Annotated in this window: 14 protein-coding genes and 1 pseudogene; 9 read left to right on the top strand and 6 right to left on the bottom strand. The window is 63.3% G+C overall.

Annotation, left to right across the window (positions count from 1 at the left end):
- Nucleotides 1-617: 617 nt before the first annotated feature.
- The 3 genes from VSR68_RS13525 to mnmC form a co-directional block, all read right to left on the bottom strand.
- Complete coding sequence (locus VSR68_RS13525; protein ID WP_342940335.1) at nt 618-1733, bottom strand: YbdK family carboxylate-amine ligase; 1116 nt, start codon at nt 1731-1733, stop codon at nt 618-620.
- A 171-nt stretch (nt 1734-1904) separates the two neighbouring features.
- Nucleotides 1905-3107: a cation:proton antiporter gene (locus VSR68_RS13520; RefSeq protein ID WP_342940334.1), complete on the bottom strand. Its 1203-nt coding sequence runs from the start codon at nt 3105-3107 to the stop codon at nt 1905-1907.
- 899 nt (nt 3108-4006) lie between these two features.
- Nucleotides 4007-5974 (bottom strand): bifunctional tRNA (5-methylaminomethyl-2-thiouridine)(34)-methyltransferase MnmD/FAD-dependent 5-carboxymethylaminomethyl-2-thiouridine(34) oxidoreductase MnmC, encoded by a 1968-nt coding sequence (mnmC, locus tag VSR68_RS13515; RefSeq protein ID WP_342940333.1) that lies wholly within the window; start codon nt 5972-5974, stop codon nt 4007-4009.
- A 490-nt stretch (nt 5975-6464) separates the two neighbouring features.
- Between mnmC and VSR68_RS13510 the strand changes: the two genes are divergently transcribed.
- Nucleotides 6465-6743, top strand: a complete 279-nt coding sequence (locus VSR68_RS13510) for an HU family DNA-binding protein (protein ID WP_007581741.1) — start codon at nt 6465-6467, stop codon at nt 6741-6743.
- Nucleotides 6744-6837: 94 nt separating this feature from the next.
- On the opposite strand, the gene VSR68_RS13505 is transcribed toward VSR68_RS13510, so the two are convergent.
- Both VSR68_RS13505 and VSR68_RS13500 read right to left on the bottom strand, forming a co-directional pair.
- Nucleotides 6838-8124, bottom strand: a complete 1287-nt coding sequence (locus tag VSR68_RS13505; protein ID WP_342940332.1) for a GTP-binding protein — start codon at nt 8122-8124, stop codon at nt 6838-6840.
- A gap of 187 nt (nt 8125-8311) precedes the next feature.
- Nucleotides 8312-8746 (bottom strand): annotated as a pseudogene (locus VSR68_RS13500) (lytic transglycosylase domain-containing protein); the annotation flags it as partial.
- Nucleotides 8747-9262: 516 nt separating this feature from the next.
- On the opposite strand from VSR68_RS13500, the gene gspD reads away from it, so the two are divergent.
- Genes gspD through gspF form a run of 3 tightly spaced genes read left to right on the top strand, consistent with a single transcriptional unit; the run spans nt 9263 to nt 14515 of the window.
- On the top strand, nt 9263-11755 hold the full coding sequence (gene gspD / locus VSR68_RS13495; protein ID WP_342940331.1) for a type II secretion system secretin GspD: 2493 nt from the start codon (nt 9263-9265) through the stop codon (nt 11753-11755).
- Nucleotides 11752-13293 (top strand): type II secretion system ATPase GspE, encoded by a 1542-nt coding sequence (gene gspE / locus VSR68_RS13490; protein WP_342940330.1) that lies wholly within the window; start codon nt 11752-11754, stop codon nt 13291-13293. The genes gspD and gspE overlap by 4 nt, the downstream gene beginning before the upstream one ends.
- A gap of 4 nt (nt 13294-13297) precedes the next feature.
- A complete protein-coding gene (gspF, locus tag VSR68_RS13485) occupies nt 13298-14515 on the top strand; it encodes a type II secretion system inner membrane protein GspF (RefSeq protein ID WP_342940329.1) in 1218 nt (405 codons plus the stop codon).
- A 47-nt stretch (nt 14516-14562) separates the two neighbouring features.
- On the opposite strand, the gene VSR68_RS13480 is transcribed toward gspF, so the two are convergent.
- Nucleotides 14563-14973 (bottom strand): type II secretion system protein N, encoded by a 411-nt coding sequence (locus VSR68_RS13480; protein ID WP_342940524.1) that lies wholly within the window; start codon nt 14971-14973, stop codon nt 14563-14565.
- A gap of 157 nt (nt 14974-15130) precedes the next feature.
- Between VSR68_RS13480 and gspG the strand changes: the two genes are divergently transcribed.
- From gspG to gspK, 5 genes are read left to right on the top strand one after another with little or no spacing between them, the layout of a single operon-like run.
- Entirely contained in the window at nt 15131-15607 is a 477-nt protein-coding gene (gspG, locus tag VSR68_RS13475) for a type II secretion system major pseudopilin GspG (RefSeq protein ID WP_342940328.1), read from the top strand.
- Between the two features lie 45 nt (nt 15608-15652).
- Nucleotides 15653-16243, top strand: coding sequence for a GspH/FimT family pseudopilin (locus VSR68_RS13470; protein WP_428983502.1), 591 nt, complete (start codon nt 15653-15655; stop codon nt 16241-16243).
- Complete coding sequence (gspI, locus tag VSR68_RS13465) at nt 16243-16665, top strand: type II secretion system minor pseudopilin GspI (protein ID WP_342940326.1); 423 nt, start codon at nt 16243-16245, stop codon at nt 16663-16665. Before VSR68_RS13470 ends, gspI begins: the two co-directional genes overlap by 1 nt.
- Nucleotides 16643-17347, top strand: a complete 705-nt coding sequence (locus VSR68_RS13460) for a PulJ/GspJ family protein (RefSeq protein WP_342940325.1) — start codon at nt 16643-16645, stop codon at nt 17345-17347. The genes gspI and VSR68_RS13460 overlap by 23 nt, the downstream gene beginning before the upstream one ends.
- Before the next feature lies 1 nt (nt 17348).
- Nucleotides 17349-18464, top strand: a complete 1116-nt coding sequence (gene gspK / locus VSR68_RS13455) for a type II secretion system minor pseudopilin GspK (RefSeq protein ID WP_342940324.1) — start codon at nt 17349-17351, stop codon at nt 18462-18464.
- Nucleotides 18465-18478 lie beyond the last annotated feature (14 nt).

The raw sequence follows: 18478 nt of genomic DNA, 5'->3' as shown, positions 1-18478 counted from the left end.
ATGCCGGCACGCCGACAGTCTGTTGGGGACGACGATTCGCCGGTCAACCCGGTTCGCCGATATCTACTATCTCAAAAATACCCGTGACGCAGGCCTGTTTCGGCCGCTTGCACAGGCGCTGCTAACGCTCCGTGTTCCGTTGCGACTGTTTCGCTTTCCTGCCCGAAACCAGATAGCAACGACGAAAAACGACATTCTATTCGAGAGCGGCGAATCGTACAGCTAAGTTATCCCATGCAATCTGTGGATAACCCCGGGATAAGACCGGGACGGCTTGTGCGCCGATTCTTGATAACAGGAGCGTGGACGAAGGTCCGGCAGATCGTTGTCCCTGGTTCCCGGTCGCGATGCACGACGGATCCGCGCGGTTATCGTTTACACAGTCTATTGAGTTTTCAGGAAATTATTCGGTTATCCACAGGCAAACGCAATGCTTGTTAACTACTACTACGTTTGTATACGTAAACATTGGAAATACCTGAAGGACCCGTCACCGGCATTCGAAAAACAAAAAAACCCGCAAAAAAGCGGGTTTCGTCGGCGTGATGCTCCTTCGCCTATTTGCCGCGCAGCGGGAGCGCCAAAAGCGCATACCGCATCGAATCCTCCCGTCCGGCTCACGCGCGCCATTGCAGGCACTGCTGCCGCACGGCCTCATGCAGCGATTTTTCCTGCTTGACCACGTCGCGCAGCCACGTCGCATCGTTCACCTGACCGCGCGCGATCGCGCCGATTTCCTCGAGCGCGTTACCCGAAGCCAGTGCATCCGCGTGAGGCGCGATGCGTTCGAGCGTGTGGATGATGTCTTCGGAAATGGTGCGGCGTTCGCCCGTCTGCGGATCGATGCAGGTGCCGGCGAGGCCGAAGCGGCAGGCCTCGAAGCGGTTGAACGTGTAGACGAGGTAGTCGTCTTCCTTTGGCGTCAACGGCTTGTCGAGCAGCAGATGCCGCGCGAGTGTCTGGATGTAGCACGCGATAGCGGCCGCGCGATCCACCGAGAGCGGCGTGTCCATCACCCGTACTTCGATCGTGCCGAAGCCGGGCTTGGGCCGGATGTCCCAGTAAAAGTCCTTCATGCTGTTGACGACGCCGGTATGCACCATCTTCGAAAAGTATTCCTTGAAGCCCTCCCACGTGAGGACGAACGGCGCGCGGCCCGACATCGGAAACGCGAACACGGAATTCAGGCGTGCCGAGTGAAAGCCCGTATCGACGCCCTGCACGAACGGCGACGACGCCGACAGCGCGATGAAATGCGGGATGTAGCGCGACATCGAATGCAGCAGGAACAACGCGCTATCCGCATCAGGGCAGCCGATGTGCACGTGCTGGCCGAACACCGTGAACTGTTTCGCAAGATAACCGTAGAGTTCCGAAAGGTATTGAAAGCGCGGCGTATCGACGATCTGCCGTTCGCTCCATTGCTGGAACGCGTGCGTGCCGCCGCCGCACAGACCGACGTTCAGGCGATCGGCCGCGGCGACGAGCACGTCGCGAATCGCTCTCAAATCGGCGACGGCCTGCTCGTGCGTCGTGCAGATGCCCGTTGACAGCTCGATCATGCTTTCGGTGATTTCCGGCGTGATGTTGCCGGGAATCTTTTCGTCCTTGATGAGCCGCATGAGATCCGTGCCCGCTTTGGTCAGATCATAGTCATGCGTGTTGACGACCTGCATCTCCAGTTCGACACCGAACGTGAACGGTTTCGAATCGACGAAGGCTTCGAGTGACATGGCGTTTCCTGATTCATGTCGGCCGGACGGCGAACGATGTCGAACGCGTCCGGCCGGATTGACTGTCGGATGCCGCGGCTAGGCGCATCTGATGCGCGAAAGATTTGCCGCGCTTTTTGCAGACCTTCGTGCTGCGCTTATTGTGCCGCGCTCATCCGCGCTGATGCGTATTCACTCGCGCCGCTCGCCGACGAGCGCGAGCGAGCGGTACACGAGCCAGGGCCCGACGAGCTGCAATACGACGATCGCGCACATGACGATCGCGCGCAGCGTCGGGTCGAAATTCGGATAAAGCTGGTAGGTGTCGTCGACGAGCAGATAGGCGAGCGCAGACATCGGCGACAGCGACAGGCCGAGCGCCATGCCCTGCTTCATGTTCAGACCGCTCGGCCTGGCGAACGCGAGCACGCCGACGAGCTTCGCGATCAGCCGCGCGACGATCAGTCCGACGGCGGCGATACCGCCCATCACGATGTCCTTCCATTCGAAGGTCGTCAAGGTGAGCACGAACAGAATCACCGTCAACAGCCAGCCGGCCGTGCCGAAATGCTGCGGCCAAAGCTGCGGACGCGCTTCGAGATTCTTCACGATGATGCCCGCGGCGAGCAGGCTCAATATCGTCGACAGCTTGAAGACATGCGCAACCGCGATCGCCAGCAGCACAAGGCCGAACAGCGCGACGAACGAGTGCTCGTCCTGAAGATTCACACGCTTGTAAAAGAACGTGATGGTCCGCGCGACCAGGTACGCGAGGATCAGCGAACCGATCAGCAGATAAAGCGGCTGAAGAATCGTCGCCAGCAGATTGCCGTAGGCCTCCTGATGCAGCCAGCCCGACGCGAGCTTTTCGACGATCACGGCATACATGCTGTTCAGCGCGGTGAGCGTCATCAGCCGCTGCGTGACCTGGCCTTCCGCGCGCAACTCGGTTTTCAGCTGGATCACCATCGCGGGCGATGTCGCCATCGCAATCGACGCGAGCACGAGCGCCGTCACCGTCGGCACTTTGACGAACAACAGCACGAGCAGCACGAGTACGAACGTCAGCGTCGATTCGGCGACGCTCGACACGATGAGCCATGTATTGCGGCGAATCCAGCGCAAGTCCAGCCGGCTGCCGAGTTCGAACAGCAGAAGACCGAGCGCGACATCGAGCAACGGACGCGCGGCCGACGACGACTCCGGATCGATCACGCCGGACCCCGCCGCGCCCGCGATCAGTCCGATCACGGCATAGCCGGAAACGCGCGGCAGATGCCACGCGCGGTAGCACAACTCGCCGACGAGCCCCGCGGCGAGCAATGCAAGGCCTGCCCAGAAAATGGCATCGGGCGTGAGCGGCCAGGCAGGAAAGAATGAAAACGCCGACTTCATCGTGGTGGCTTCTCCTTTACGACAACCGCTGGCAACGCGAACGGGCAAACGCCGGCGGCACGCGAAGCGCAAGCCGTATCCGCTGCCGCGATCGGTTCGCGTCTACCGGCGTTGCGAGCTGTCAACGATCGGATGAAAAACTGAAACGAACACGCCGATGCCGCGTGACTACGGGCGGCCCGACGTGAGTGAAAAGAGCGCCGTCGACTTTTGAATCAGATTCTGGTGGTCCGGCAACCGTTCCATTGGCGCGTCGGTTGCGGAGGCAAAACACGACGCGGAAGAACGGCGATTGTGCCATAGGTTTTTTACGATTGACGGAAAAGCGTCGAACAGACAGTCAAAGCGGTAAAAACGTACGCTAATTACCTGACAACAGGAAAAAGCGACCGACAACAGCCCGCTGTTCGCGGCTGAATGCCCTGCTGCGCCGGGTCCGAGCGGGTTCGCCAGGAGGAGTTCTGCGTTGGATCGTCATCCCGTTCGGGCGTTCAAGCAGCCCAGGCTTTTTGGCTTTGGGCTTCGCGCACGCAAGCTCGCTCGCGAAGCGAGCCGGGCGGACTTTTAAACAGAGAAGAAACGATGCCGCCGCGCGTCGATTCACCGCACGCGTTTTATCTGTAGGTTTACCTGTATGTATACGTAGTAGAAGTTAACAAGGGCGCTGCATTTCTGTGGACAAGCCGTGTTTACCGAAACGAATCAGCGTCTTGCCGAACGCATAACCGGATGCGTTTGATGTGCGCGCCGGATAGGCTTCAGCGGATAACTTTTCACGTGTTTTCAGGAGCGCTCGAGTTACCCCGTTTACGTCCACATCGATTCCACACGAGTTTCGCGTGCAATTCTCCCGGTTATCCACAGAGTGCCGTGGATAACTTTTCGACGGGAACGAAAGATCAGCGTGCGGTTCCTTGACGCAGCGCGCGCAGCAGAAAGCGCGCGGGGTCGAGGGCTTCCGCGAGTTCGCGCTCGACCGGCCAGGGCTCGCCTTCGATCTGCGACGCGATCAGTTCGGCGCCGAGCGACGCCCATATCAGTCCGCGCGAGCCGAACGCGAACGCGCCGTAGAGTCCCGGCGTGCGCGGCAGATCGAGTGGCCACGCGCCGCGCAGCCTGTCGGCGTCGCGAATGGCGGCCGCTTCGTCGGCGAACGCGCCGATCATCGGCAAGCGATCGCTCGCCACGCATCGAAACCCGACGCGCCCTTCCAGCGACGCCAGCTTTCCCATATCGATTGCTTCGCCCATATCGGGAAGCAGGCGCGCGATGCGCTCGATGTTTTCGATGTGCGCGTCGGCGCGCAAGGCGGTGTCGGGATCGTCGATGTCGTAGCTCGCGCCCGTCAGCGTGACGCCGTTGGGCAAAGGCACCGCGTATCCTTCGCCGATCACGGGCACGCGCAGCGCTTTTGCCGCGCTCTCGGGCAGCAGCGTCAATTGGCCGCGCACGCTGCGCGTCGGCGCGTGGCGCAAGCCGGCGACGCGCGCTGCTTCATGCGCATTGGCAAAGATGACGACAGGGGCCCTGGCGATCGCAGCGCCGTCGGCACCGAAGACGACCCACTCGTTGCCCATGCGTTCGACGCGCGCCGCTTCGACATCGAAGCGCCGGTCGAGCAACGCTTGCGACGCGTCGCACTGCGTCGCGCACAGCGACGCAGGCGAGATCCAGCCGCCATGAGGAAACAACCAGCCGCCTCGCGCCACGCGCACGTTCGCGATGCGGTGCGCATCGCCGGAGGAAACGGGTGTCACGTAGTCCTGTGGATACGCGAACGCGGCGAACGCTCGAGCCATCGCGACGGCTTCGCCTTCGTCGGCGGCGATTTGCAGAAGTCCTTCGGGACCGCGCATCGGACGATGACCGCGCTCTTCCAGCGACGACCAATGCCGCAACGCATAGAGGAAACCGGCGCGTGTGATGCGCGAGCCGACGCTATCGTCACGCGACATCATCGGATGAAACACGCCGGCGGGATTGCCCGATGCATCGCGGGCGACGGCCGGATGCCGTTCGAGCGACGTCACGCGCCAGCCGCGCGCAGTCAGACGCTCGATTGCGGCGCAACCCGCGAGCCCCGTGCCGATGACGATCGCATGCCGCTCATCGACGGCAAGCGGCAGCGGTGGCTCGTGACGCCGCACGCGATAGCGCGGCGCAAAGCGTCCGACGAGCATCGCCCGCTTCCATCCGAATCCGTCCACCTTGCGATACTCGAAGCCGGCTTGTTGCAGCGCGCGTTTGACCTCGCCCGCGCTCGTATAAGTGGCGAAGGTCGCCTGATCGCCGGCGAGGCGCGCGAGCGACTTGAAGATCGCGGGCGTCCATAACTCGGGATTTCTGGCGGGCGAAAAGCCGTCCAGATAGAACGCATCGGCGCGCAGCCAGAGCGAGTGCAGCGTCTGCGCGGCATCGCCGAAGACGAGCGTGAGCGTCACGCGGCCGTCTTCGAATTCGAGCCGATGGACGCCGGGCACGAGCGTCGGCCACGCATCGGCGAGCTGCCGGGCGAGCGGCGCAATCGATGTATCTGCAACAGCCGGCGCGCTTGCTGCGATCAGATCGGCTGCCGAAAACGGATGCTTTTCCGTCGAGACGAAGTGCAGCCGCTGGCAGCGGTCCGGGTCCGCGCGCCATGCGGCCCACGTCGCGAGAAAGTTGATGCCGATGCCGAAACCCGTCTCCAGCACGGTAAAGAGCCGCCGTTTTTGCCAGCGCCCGGGCAGATCGTTGCCCTTGAGAAAGACATATTCCGCCTGCTCAAGCGCGCCGACCGCGCTGTGATAGATGTCTTCGTAACGCGGGGAATACGGTGTGCCGTTGTCGCGAAAGGCAAGAATGGCGGGAACGAGCGGCTCGGTCATGCGCGTCGAAATGCAGTGCGGAAGAATGAATTCGGGAGGAATCCGGGATAAATCCGGGTGTCGGCGAACGTCCTCTTGAACGCTGTTCGCGACGCTGCAACCTTGGGCCAACACCCGTCAAAGCCCGTCCAGACGCCGCCTGACGGCCGTTCCAGACCGGTCGAACGTTGGCAAAAACCAACGCTGACGGGGCTTTGAGCGCTGCCATTAGCGTCTATTCGATGCGCTCGAAGTAAAAAAAGCTGCTTTCCATGCTGTATAAGGCGTTGCAGCGTGTAATTCTTCGAAACCCTTATCCAGATTGGGTTTGCGCTGCGCTATCATAGCAAGCGCCGCGAGGGAAGCGGCAGCACGGTGCTCTGCGCGGTGCCTGGCGTGCCGCGGGAGTGCGGGGTATTCCCGAGCCGTCGCTGCTCGACGGCGCGGCGCGCGCACGTATAATCGGCGCGTTCGCGCTGTTCGTGTCAACCTAAACCAGAAAGGAACCTTAATGAACAAACAGGAACTGATCGACGCCGTCGCAGGTCAGACGGGCGCCAGCAAGGCTCAAACCGGCGAAACGCTGGACACGCTGCTTGAAGTCATCAAGAAGGCTGTGGCGAAGGGTGATGCAGTCCAGTTGATCGGCTTCGGCAGCTTCGGTTCGGGCAAGCGCGCAGCACGTACGGGCCGCAACCCGAAGACGGGCGAAACCATCAAGATTCCGGCCGCAAAGACCGTCAAGTTTACGGCTGGCAAGGCGTTCAAGGACGCAGTCAACAAGCGCTAAGCATCAGCGCCTGATTTGTTGACACCCGCCACTGGCGGGTTTTTTTTCGTCCGCGTTTTGCGACGGCGGGCGTCAGTCGATCATTCGATCATGTTCAATGATGATGGTGATGGCCATCGTCATCGTGATGGTGATGATGCGCATGATCGTGGTCGTGATCATGTTCGTGATCGTGATCGTCGTCATCGAGATCCCACGCGGGGAACGGGTCCGGCAGTCGTCGCCAGCCTTCGGCGCCTAATGCATATTCGGCGTCCGTCAGCAGGCACGCATCGAACTTCGCACGCCACTTCGCCGGGTCGATATCGACGCCGATCAGCACCAGCTCCTGGCGACGGTCGCCGATCGTGAAGTCGTCGGCGTCGCCATACCAGTCCGCCGCGATCTCTTCCAGCAACTCGTCGTCCCCTTCGGGCCATTCGCTGCGATCCTGCGCGGCCCACCACGTTCCGGCAGGCACGGGACGGCATGCGCCGCCCGCCTGCGACAGCGAACCGCCGATGTCGTTGCGCGTCGCGAGCCAGAAGAAGCCCTTGCCGCGCAGCACGCCTTTCCATTCCTCGTGAAGCAGCGACCATAGACGCTGCGGATGAAACGGCCGCCGCGCGCGATAGACGAAGTGCCCGACGCCTTTGCCCTCGCCCGCTTCCTGATGGCTGAGCGGATCGTGCAGCAACGCGAGCCAGCCCGCCGCGTTGGACGTCGCGTCGTAATCGAAGCGCCCCGTTCCGATTACTTCGTCGGTGGGCGCGTTGCCGTAGCTGCTCGCGATCTGCGCCGCACGCGGATTGAGCGCGGCGAGGATCGCTTGCAGATGTGCGAGATCGTTGGCGGAAACGAGATCGGCCTTGTTGATCACGAGCACATCGCTGAACTCGATCTGTTCGATCAGTACCTCGACGATCGTTCGGTCATCGTATTCATGGGCTGCGATGCCGCGCTCGGACAGCGCATCCGTCGACGCATAGTCGCGCAGAAAATTCGCTGCATCGACAACCGTCACGGCGGTATCGACACGCACGCGCGCGGCCAGCGATTCGTCCTCGATGATCGACTCGACGAGATCCATCGGGTCGTCGATACCCGATGCTTCGATCACGACGGCATCGAAGCGATCAGCCGCCGACGCGAGTTCCAGTATCTGTTCGAGCAGATCTTCTCCGGCTTGCACGCAGACACAGCCGTTCGGCAGTTCGATGCGCGATGCCGTGGAAGACGCGGGCGCTGCGTCGTCGATATCGACACGAACGGCAGCAAGATCGTTGACGATCGCGGCGACGCGCGGGCCGCTGCGGTTGGACAGAATCTGATCGACGAGCGCGGTCTTGCCGGCGCCCAGAAAACCGGAAATCACGGTGACGGGCAAAAGCGGCTGGTTCATCGTGGTGCGAAAAACTTGAAGGTGAAAGACGCATGCGCCGGTCGGGCGTCAAACAGCGGGCCTCGGACTCAGACGGAACTGGACGCGAGCCGGCAGCAGCACGAAGCCGCATTGTGCATCAATTGGCGGGAGACCGATGCGTGTCGTTGTCCGCGGTGACGGACGTGCGTGCCCGACCGTTGACGGGAGGCATCAGGTTCCACTTGCGAAGTATCGCGACGATTTGCCTTGCGTACTCGTCGCGCAGCGATGGCGTTTCGGAATGGTAAGCACCGACGGCCGCCCACGTGTTGCCGTACTTGTTCATCTTCTGCCGCAGATGCCATGCGGCGATGTACACGTTCTTGCACGGCTCCATCAACGTGCCCTGCGAGATGCCGTACTGCGCAAGCGTCGGCAGATGCACGGAGTTGATCTGCATGACGCCGTAGTCGGTCGAGCCGTTCGCGTTCTTGTGCACGGCGGCCGGACGGTTATGCGATTCCTGCCAGGCGATGGCCCGCAGGATCAGCGGATTGACCTTCTGATAGCTGGCGGCCTCGTCAAAGCAGTCCGCGCGCGCAGACGCGGCGCCCAGCAGCGCTGCGAGCCCAACGGCGACGGTGAGTGAGGACGGCTTCATCGGTCAAGATGACAAACTATGTCGGTGTGCGAACGGAAAAACGGTAAAGACGACTCGAGACCCTTATCCGGCGGGCCTGCATTCGGGAAATCCCGCTAAGCATGTTATGCTCAAACGACTGAATCCGCCCGTATCATACCGGCTGGATATGTCGAGTCAAAGTTGGCCAACCGACATAAGCCAGTAAATCGCGGCCAAAGGGAAACCGTGTGTAACAACGTACGGTTCGAGTCATAAACTTTCAAGAACGTAACGAAGCACGCAATCAGACGACAGTCTGATCGGAATCGTTAGAGGAATCGCACTGGCCTTTCGGCTTTTGTGACATTTCCGACACGAAAAGCTGTTACTGTTCATTGTTTTCGGTTCAGGGAAGCAAGGCATTCCCGGCATTCGCTGCTGTGGGAACGTCGTGTCAGACCGAGGACGACCTTGTGTCGGCCGGTCGTCCACTGTGCATGATCGTCGGCGGATCACACCGCCGGCTTCGAAATCCTATCCATGAGAAGAAATCGTATGGCATTGCGTCGCGTGGCGACAGCGCTGCTGGTCGCTGGCATGATCACCGCGCACACTGCACACGCACAGGTGACGCTCAATTTCGTCAACGCCGACATCGACCAGGTGGCCAAGGCGATTGGCGCTGCGACAGGCAAGACGATCATCGTCGACCCGCGCGTGAAAGGGCAGCTGAATCTCGTCTCCGAGAATCCTGTCCCCGAAGACCAGGCGTTGAAGACCTTGCAGTCCGCGTTGCGGATGCAGGGCTTTTCGCTGGTGCAGGATCACGGCGTGCTGAAGGTGGTGCCCGAAGCCGACGCGAAACTGCAGGGCGTGCCGACCTACGTCGGCAATACGCCCGCGGCGCGCGGCGATCAGGTTGTCACGCAGGTGTTCCAGCTGAAGAACGAATCGGCGAACAACCTGCTGCCCGTGCTGCGTCCGCTCATCTCGCCGAACAACACGGTCGCGGCGTATCCGTCGAACAACACGATCGTCGTCACCGACTATGCAGATAACGTGCGCCGCATCGCGCAGATCATCGCGGGCGTCGATACGGCGGCCGGCCAGCAGGTGCAGGTCGTGCAGCTGAAGAATGCGAACGCGATCGACGTCGCAACGCAGATGTCAAAGATGCTCGACCCCGGCTCGATCGGCAATACGGATGCGACGCTGAAGGTCTCCGTGCAGGCCGATCCGCGCACGAATTCGCTGATGCTGCGCGCGTCGAACGCGGCGCGCCTCGCGGCGGCGAAGTCGCTGGCGAAGCAGCTCGATGCGGCAACGGGCCAGCCTGGCAACATCCACGTCGTGCAGCTGCGCAACGCGGATGCCGTGCGTCTCGCGAAGACGCTGCGCGGCATGCTCGGCAAGGGCGGCAACGAATCGACGTCGTCGGGCGGCGGCAACGCGGCGAACACGTTCAACCAGGGCAACTCGAGCTCGTCGACGGGCGCGTCGGGCCAGCCTCCGCTGCCGGGCGGCTCGCTCGGCGGCTCGTCATCCTCGTCGATGGGCAGCAATCCGCTCGGCGGCGGCGGCGGCAGCAGCTATGGCGGCCAGGGCAACAACAACGCGGCGTTCCTCGGCGAAAAGGAAGGCGGCGGCGGCAACGAAGAGAACCAGCCCGGCGGCATGATCCAGGCCGATTCAGCGACGAACTCGCTGATCATCACCGCGTCCGACCCCGTCTACCGCAATCTGCGCAGCGTGATCGACCAGCTCGATTCGCGCCGCGCGCAGGTGTACATCGAGGCGCTGATCGTGGAGCTGTCGGCGACATCGAGCGCGAATCTCGGCATCCAGTGGCAGGGCGCGCTGCTGTCGAACAGCGGCAACAACGGTCTTTACGGCAGTTCAAACTTCAATACGAACGGCAGTCAGGGCATCGTGAACCTGACCGCGCAGGGCGCGATCATCGCGAACAACCCCGCCGCGGCACTCGCGACGACGGGCACGAACCTGCTGAACAACGGCGTGAACATCGGCCTGCTGCACCGCTTCGGCAATGTGTTCGGTCTGGGCGGCCTGTTGCAGGCGCTGGCGCAGTCGAGCGACGCGAACATTCTGTCGACGCCTAATCTGATCACGCTCGACAACGAAGAAGCGAAGATCGTCGTCGGCTCGAACGTGCCTGTCGTGACGGGTTCGTACGCGACGCCGACCGCGAACGCCGCGACGTCCGTGACCGCGTTCAACACGTTCGACCGACAGGACGTCGGTATCGTGCTGCACGTAAAGCCGCAGATCACCGATGGCGGCATCATCAAGCTGCAAATCTATTCGGAAGACTCGTCCGTCGATCCGACGTCGACGAATAATCCGGGCGGCGTGACGATCATCAAGCGTTCGGTGCAGTCGACGGTGCTGTCCGACGATGGTGAGATCATCGTGCTCGGCGGCCTGATGCAGGACAACTACTCGAACGGCAACAGCAAGGTGCCGCTGCTGGGCGACATCCCGTGGCTGGGCCAGCTGTTCCGCTCGGAAAACAAGACGCGCACGAAGACCAATGTGATGGTGTTCCTGCGGCCCGTGATCGTGCGCGATCAGGCGACCAGTTCGTCGATTGCGTTGAGCCGTTACGACTATCTGCGCGCGCAGCAAGGCGGATATCAGACGGACAATAACCTGATCCGCGACAAGAACGTGCCGATGCTGCCGCCCGCGCCGCCAGGACCGAATGAAGGCGGCGTACCGGCACAGAACCTGTTTGACTTCAACAGCATGACGCGCCGGCCGCCGGCGCCGAATGGCGCGAGCGATGTGTATGGTCCTAATGGCGCGAATGGGACGAATGGTGTGAACGGCGCAAACGGTGCGAACGCTGTGAACGGAGCAAATGGCGCGAACAGCACCAACGGCGCGAATGGTGTAAACAGTATGAATGGCACGAACAGCGTGAACGGCACGAACACCGCAAACGGCGCCAATGGCACGAACGGATCGCCGGGCACGCCAGGTGCTGCAAACCAGGGCACGATGGCCTCACCCGGAGCAAGACCGTGAGCACGACGCCGCTTTCCGGGCCGCACGCCGCCGCTACGACGGAAGGCGTACGCGAAGCACCGGAAACATCCGCTCAACCTGCGCGCGAAGCGCCCTCTCCGCTCGCCGCGCGGCTCGTGCCGTACGGCTTCGCGAAGAGCGGTCAGATTCTCGTCGCGCATCAGCACGCCGATACGATCGAAGTGTGGATCAGCGAGCGCACGAGTCAGGCCGCGCTCGCCGAAGTCGCGCGCAATTTCGGCGCGGTATCGGTCGTGCGCACGAATGCGGATGAACTCGCGCAGGCGATCAATCAGGCGTACGCACGCCAGGACGGCAGCGCGGCGCAGGTGGTCGGCGAAGTGGAAGGCGAAGTCGATCTGTCGCGTTTGATGCAGGACATTCCCGAAGTGGAAGACCTGCTGGAATCCGAAGACGACGCGCCGATCATCCGCATGATCAACGCGCTGCTCACGCAGGCCGCGCGCGAGCAGGCATCGGATATTCACATCGAGCCGTTCGAGAATGCATCGGTGGTGCGTTTTCGCGTCGACGGGACGCTGCGCGATGTGGTGCGTCCGAAAAAGGCGCTGCACGGCGCGCTGATTTCGCGGATCAAGATCATGGCGCAGCTCGACATCGCCGAGAAGCGTCTGCCGCAGGACGGCCGCATTACGTTGCGCGTCGGCGGACGGCCAGTCGACGTGCGTGTCTCAACGCTGCCGACGGGTCACGGCGAACGCGCGGTGCTGCGTCTGCTGGAGAAAGACGCGCAGCGTCTGAATCTCGAAGCGCTTGGCATGGCGCCCGATACGCTCGCGCAGTTCGACAAGCTGATTTCGCGTCCGCACGGCATCGTGCTCGTCACGGGTCCGACGGGTTCGGGCAAGACGACGACGCTTTACGCGTCGATGTCGCGGCTCGAAACGGCGACGACGAACATCATGACCGTCGAAGACCCGATCGAATACGACCTGTCCGGCATCGGTCAGACGCAGGTGAACGAGCGCATCGGCATGACGTTCGCCCGCGCGCTGCGTTCGATTTTGCGTCAGGACCCGGACATCATCATGATCGGTGAAATCCGCGACCTCGAAACGGCGCAGATCGCGGTGCAGGCGTCGCTGACGGGCCACCTCGTGCTCGCGACGCTGCACACGAACGACGCCGCATCGGCCGTGACGCGTTTGACGGATATGGGCGTCGAGCCGTATCTGCTCGCGTCGTCGCTGCTCGGCGTGCTCGCGCAGCGTCTCGTGCGGCGGCTGTGTCCCGTGTGCAAGGAAGAGCGCGAAGAAGAAGGCGGCCGCAAGGTGTGGCACCCGGTCGGCTGCGACAAGTGCGGGCATTCGGGCTACGCGGGGCGTCGCGGCGTGTATGAACTGCTCAACGTCGACGAGTCGATTCGCACGCTGATTCACCGCAATGCCGCCGACGCCGAAATCGCCGACGCGGGTCACAAGCAAGGCATGCGCACGTTGCGCGAGGATGGCGAGCGCTGGCTGGCGTCGGGCATGACGTCGCTCGAGGAAGTGATACGCGTGACGGGCGGAGTCTGAGCCCATGCCCGCATTCCGCTTCGAAGCAATCGACGCCGCAGGCAAGGCGCAAAAAGGCGTGCTCGATGCCGACAGCGCACGCGGCGCGCGCACGCAGTTGCGCACGCAAGGGCTCACGCCGCTCGTCGTCGAGCCGGCCGCGACGCGCACGCGCGGCGAGCGCAGCCAGCGGCTGTCGCTGGGGCGCAAGCTCTCGCAGCGCGAGCAGGCGATTCTCACGCGGCAACTCGCGAGCCTGCTGATCGCGGGCCTGCCGCTCGACGAAGCGCTCGCCGTGCTCACCGAGCAGTCGGAGCGCGACTACATCCGCGAACTGATGGCGGCGATCCGCGCCGAAGTGCTCGGCGGCCATTCGCTCGCCAACGCGCTGTCGCAGCATCCGAAGGATTTTCCCGAGATCTATCGCGCGCTCGTCGCCGCCGGTGAACATACGGGCAAGCTCGGTCTCGTGCTGTCGCGCCTCGCCGATTACATCGAGCAGCGCAACGCGCTCAAGCAGAAGATCGTCCTCGCGTTCACCTATCCGACCATCGTCACGATCATCGCGTTCGGCATCGTCACGTTCCTGCTGAGCTACGTGGTGCCGCAGGTCGTCAACGTGTTCGCGAGCACGAAGCAGCAGCTGCCGATTCTCACCGTCATGATGATGGCGCTCTCGAGCTTCGTGCGGAACTGGTGGTGGGCCGTGCTGATCGCGGTCGTGGTCATCGTCTATGTGGTGCGTTCGATACTCGCGCAACCGGCGCCGCGCCTCGCATTCGACCGCTGGACGCTGACGGCTCCGCTCTTCGGCAAGCTCGTGCGCGGCTATAACACGGTGCGCTTCGCGAGCACGCTCGGCATCCTGACGGCAGCGGGCGTGCCGATCCTGCGCGCGCTGCAGGCCGCGAGCGAAACGCTCAGCAACCGTGCGATGCGCGGCAACATCGACGATGCGATCGTGCGCGTGCGCGAAGGCACGTCGCTGTCGCGCGCGCTCGGCAACACGAAGACGTTTCCGCCCGTGCTCGTGCACCTGATCCGCTCGGGCGAAGCGACGGGCGATGTCACGACGATGCTGGACCGCGCCGCCGAAGGCGAAGCACGCGAACTCGAACGCCGCACGATGTTCCTGACGAGCCTGCTTGAGCCGCTGCTGATTCTGGCGATGGGTGGCGTGGTGCTGGTGATCGTGCTGGCCGTGATGCTGCCGATCATCGAGTTGAACAACCTGGTGCAGTGACAGCAGGTGTCATTCTCAGCATTGCATCCGCGCAGCAGAGAATGAAATCAGCGCACGTAAATGGTCGGACCGGGCGCGTTCGCTGGCAGGAACACTTCGGTGCGCGCGCCGTTGCGATCGATGATGATCGAGCGCGCGCGCACTTCGGCGAGCTTCGCGCCCTGCATGATCGTGGCGCCGAGCGACACGGCATGCGGCGGCTCGCCGCCCGTGCTGACGATCGCGGCGGCGCCCTCGCCCAGCGCGAGAATGCCGGACAGGTGGATGTCCTGATTCGCGGTGCGCGTGAGCTGGCCGCCGAACAGCGTCGCCGCCTGCTCCGTCGAAACAGGCGCGCGCACGGCAGCCGCGGGTACGGGCGGCGCATGCGACGTGAGCGTGACGATCCAGTAGGTGAGCGTCGCGCAGAACACCGCGAACAGTGCGAGCGAAATGAGGCGGATCTGGAGTGCGTTCATGCGTGTCATTGTACGGACTCTCGTGAATTTTGCGGCGTGTCGAAAGCGTTCAGCGGCGTGACATTAAAATGACCGGCCGGACGTGCAAGGTACTGCATTCTCGATGTATTTCATGACGTCCGGTCGACCAATAATTTTTCCAATGAGGTAGCAAGCTATGCAAATGTGGACCAGTCGCCGCAACGAGATCGCGAATACGCATGCGAACCTGCGTGCGCGTCGTCAACGCGGGTTCACGCTGATCGAGATCATGGTCGTGATTGCGATCCTCGGCATTCTGGCCGCGCTGATCGTGCCGAAGATCATGAGCCGTCCGGACGAAGCGCGCCGCGTGGCCGCGAAGCAGGATATCGGCACCGTCATGCAGTCGCTCAAGCTCTACCGGCTCGACAACGGCCGCTATCCGACCCAGGAGCAGGGCCTGCGCGCGCTGATCGAAAAGCCGACGACGGACCCGATCCCGAGCAACTGGAAGGACGGCGGCTATCTCGAGCGTCTGCCGAACGATCCGTGGGGCAATACCTATCAGTACCTGAATCCGGGCGTGCACGGCGAGATCGACGTGTTCAGCTACGGCGCGGACGGCAAGCCGGGCGGCGAAGGCAACGATGCCGACGTCGGCTCATGGCAGTAGGCGTCGTTTGCATCCCTGATATTGACATTGATCGTTACCGGCACCATGCGACCGTCCGACTGCACGCTTCACGCATCGTCATCACGTGCGGCCACCACGCGCGCTGAATGCGCTGATGGCACGCACGCGGAAGCATCGTGCGTGATCGCTCGCGGCGATGCGTCGCGCGCGATTTCGCATAGGCGGCAGCGCGGTTTCACGCTGCTCGAAATGCTCGTGGTGCTGGTGATCGCGGGGCTGCTGGTGTCGCTCGCGGCGCTGACGATGACCCGCAATCCGCGCACCGATTTGAACGAAGAGGCGCAGCGTCTGGCGCTGCTGTTCGAATCGGCGGGCGACGAAGCGCAGGTGCGCGCGCGGCCGATTGCGTGGCTGCCCGTCGAAGGCGGTTTTCGTTTCGATATCCACACGAACGACGGCTGGCGTCCGCTGCGCGACGACGACCTGCTCGGGCCGCGCCAATGGGAAGGCGGCGTGACAGGTGTGGCGATCGACTATCCGGGCTCCGACACGCACTCGGAGCGCATCGTGTTCGGCACCGAGAGCATCGATACGCCCGTGCAGGTCACGCTGATTTCCCCGGTAGGCCGCGCGACGATCGTCGGCACCGGCAACGGCCGTTACGAGGTGCGCTGATGATGTGCGCGCTTCGTCTGCGCCGTTCGCGCGGCGCTGTGAATAACGCCTTGGTCGAAGGCTTCACGATGATCGAAGTGCTGGTCGCGCTGGCGATCATCGCGGTGGCGCTCGCTGCATCGCTGCGCGCAGTCGGCAGTCTCGCGACGGGCGAAGCGGACCTGCACCGGCGCCTGCTGGCCGGCTGGAGCGCGGACAATGCGCTCGCGCAGTTGCATCTGGCGCATACGTGGCCCGATGTCGGCACGCAGAGCTTCGACTGCTCGCAGGGCAACCTGCAGCTGATCTGCACGGAACATGTGAGCGCGACGCCGAACCCGATATTCAGGCGCGTCGAGCTTTCGGTGACGACGCCCGGACATCCCGGCAATCTCGCACAGCTGGTCACGGTGATCGGGAATGAAACGAACCGTTCGCTCTAGGCCAGGCGTCGCGTGCGATCGCCGTTCGCCGCTGCTCGCGAAGACGGCGGGCGGCTTCACGCTGATCGAGCTGCTCGTCGCGATTGCGATTCTCGCGGTGATCGCGGTGCTGTCGTGGCGTGGACTCGACCAGATCATCCGCGGACGGCAGACGATCACCAACGCGATGGAAGACGAGCGCGTGTTCGCGCAGCTGTTCGACCAGATGCGCATCGATGCGCGCGACGCCGCATCGGACGACGAAGCGGGCGAGCCGGCCGTCGCCGTGAACGGCAATGCGCTGCAGATCGTGCGCTACATGCACGCGCCGGGCACGGCGCCGCGGCTCGTGGTCGTGCGCTACCGGATCACCAGCGGACGCGTCATCCGTTATGCGTCGCCGCCGCTGTCGAATATCGGCGAGGTGCGCCGTGCTTTGGGCGGAGGCGAGAACGAAAGCTGGAGTTCCGTGCCGCTGATGGGCGGCGTCGGCGCGATCACGGCCAGGCTGTATGTGCCGAAGGTCGGCTGGACGATGCAGATGAAAGACGTGCAGTCGGCGATCACCGAGAACGACAATAACCTCAAGGTTCCGCAGCTGGGCAATGCGCCGTTGCCCCGTTCCGTGACGGGACTCGAGGTGAGTGTCGGGGCCAGTTCGCTGGCGCGGCCTGTCGTCCGGGTTTTTCTTGTGGGGGAGTGATATGCGTGCTCGCCGTGTCGTCTTGCCCTCTCGTCAACGCAGCAGCCAGCGCGGCGTCGCCATCGTCAGCGCGCTGCTGGTGGTCGCGCTGTCGGCGATTCTCGTCGCCGGCATGCTGTGGCGTCAGCAGGTGCAGATCCGGCGCATCGAGAACCAGCGGCTGCTCGCGCAGGCGCAGTGGGTGTCGCGTGGCGCGCTCGACTGGACGCGCCTCATTCTGCGCTCTGAAGGCGATACGTCGGCGGGCATCACGTACCTCGGCGGCGTGTGGGGCGTGCCGATCGCGCGCACGCGCCTGTCCGACTTTCTCGGGCAGATCGGCGAGGTGCGCGCGCAGGAAGGCGCGGCAACTTACGTGTCCGGCTCGATCGAGGACGCGCAGGCCAAATTCAATCTGCGCAATTTAGTGTCGACGGCCGTGCCCGGCGCGCTCACGCTGAACATCCAGCAGGTCGAGGCGTTCCAGCGGCTGTTGCAGTTGCTCGGCATCAACGGCCAGCTCGCGAAGACCACGGCGCTCCAGTTGCGCGCCGGGCTGCGGATGTCGGCGACGCGGTTCCAGACGCCGACCAATCCGCTGACGGGCGCCTCGCAGCAGAGCCCGCAGACGGCGCTTCAGGGCGGCGCTGTCGGCGGCGGCAACTATACCGATCAGCCGGGCCTCGAAGATACCGACCAGAATGCGCCCGTCGCGCCGATCCAGATGACGGGCGTCGATTCGCTGCTCGACGTGCCGGGCTTCACGCCCGAGATGATCGCGCGGCTGCGCCCGTTCGTGACCGTGCTGCCGACGGCGACGGCCGTCAACATGAATACGGCGCCCGCGGAAGTGATCGCGGCCATCGTGCCGGGGATGAGCCTGTCGAGCGCGCAGGCTCTGGTCGCGCGGCGCGAGACCGTGTTCTTTCGCAACGTCGGCGATGTGCAGCTTGCGGTGCGCGGCACGGGCGCCCAGCAGCTCGTGTTCGATCCGAACCAGATGGATGTGAACACCAGTTACTTCTTTGTCCACGGCCGCGTCGAGCACGAGCGCGCCGAGGTCGACCGCACCACCCTCATCTACCGCGACGCGCTCACGCACACGACGCGTATCGTATGGGGACGAGACCAGCTATGAACATTGCAATTTCC

It is taken from the genome of Paraburkholderia phymatum (assembly GCF_038900715.1).
In the GTDB taxonomy this organism is placed as follows: Bacteria; Pseudomonadota; Gammaproteobacteria; order Burkholderiales; family Burkholderiaceae; genus Paraburkholderia; species Paraburkholderia phymatum_A.
This window is presented reverse-complemented; position numbering and strand designations above follow the sequence as displayed.

Coding starts and splice junctions, on each gene's coding strand:
- VSR68_RS13470 (WP_428983502.1), top strand. CDS start 15,653: ATGCGACCGTCCGACTGCACGCTTCACGCATCGTCATCACGTGCGGCC.
- gspG (WP_342940328.1), top strand. CDS start 15,131: ATGCAAATGTGGACCAGTCGCCGCAACGAGATCGCGAATACGCATGCG.
- gspK (WP_342940324.1), top strand. CDS start 17,349: ATGCGTGCTCGCCGTGTCGTCTTGCCCTCTCGTCAACGCAGCAGCCAG.
- gspF (WP_342940329.1), top strand. CDS start 13,298: ATGCCCGCATTCCGCTTCGAAGCAATCGACGCCGCAGGCAAGGCGCAA.
- VSR68_RS13525 (WP_342940335.1), bottom strand. CDS start 1,733: ATGTCACTCGAAGCCTTCGTCGATTCGAAACCGTTCACGTTCGGTGTC.
- VSR68_RS13520 (WP_342940334.1), bottom strand. CDS start 3,107: ATGAAGTCGGCGTTTTCATTCTTTCCTGCCTGGCCGCTCACGCCCGAT.
- VSR68_RS13510 (WP_007581741.1), top strand. CDS start 6,465: ATGAACAAACAGGAACTGATCGACGCCGTCGCAGGTCAGACGGGCGCC.
- VSR68_RS13505 (WP_342940332.1), bottom strand. CDS start 8,124: ATGAACCAGCCGCTTTTGCCCGTCACCGTGATTTCCGGTTTTCTGGGC.
- gspI (WP_342940326.1), top strand. CDS start 16,243: ATGATGTGCGCGCTTCGTCTGCGCCGTTCGCGCGGCGCTGTGAATAAC.
- VSR68_RS13480 (WP_342940524.1), bottom strand. CDS start 14,973: ATGAACGCACTCCAGATCCGCCTCATTTCGCTCGCACTGTTCGCGGTG.
- gspD (WP_342940331.1), top strand. CDS start 9,263: ATGGCATTGCGTCGCGTGGCGACAGCGCTGCTGGTCGCTGGCATGATC.
- mnmC (WP_342940333.1), bottom strand. CDS start 5,974: ATGACCGAGCCGCTCGTTCCCGCCATTCTTGCCTTTCGCGACAACGGC.
- VSR68_RS13460 (WP_342940325.1), top strand. CDS start 16,643: ATGAAACGAACCGTTCGCTCTAGGCCAGGCGTCGCGTGCGATCGCCGT.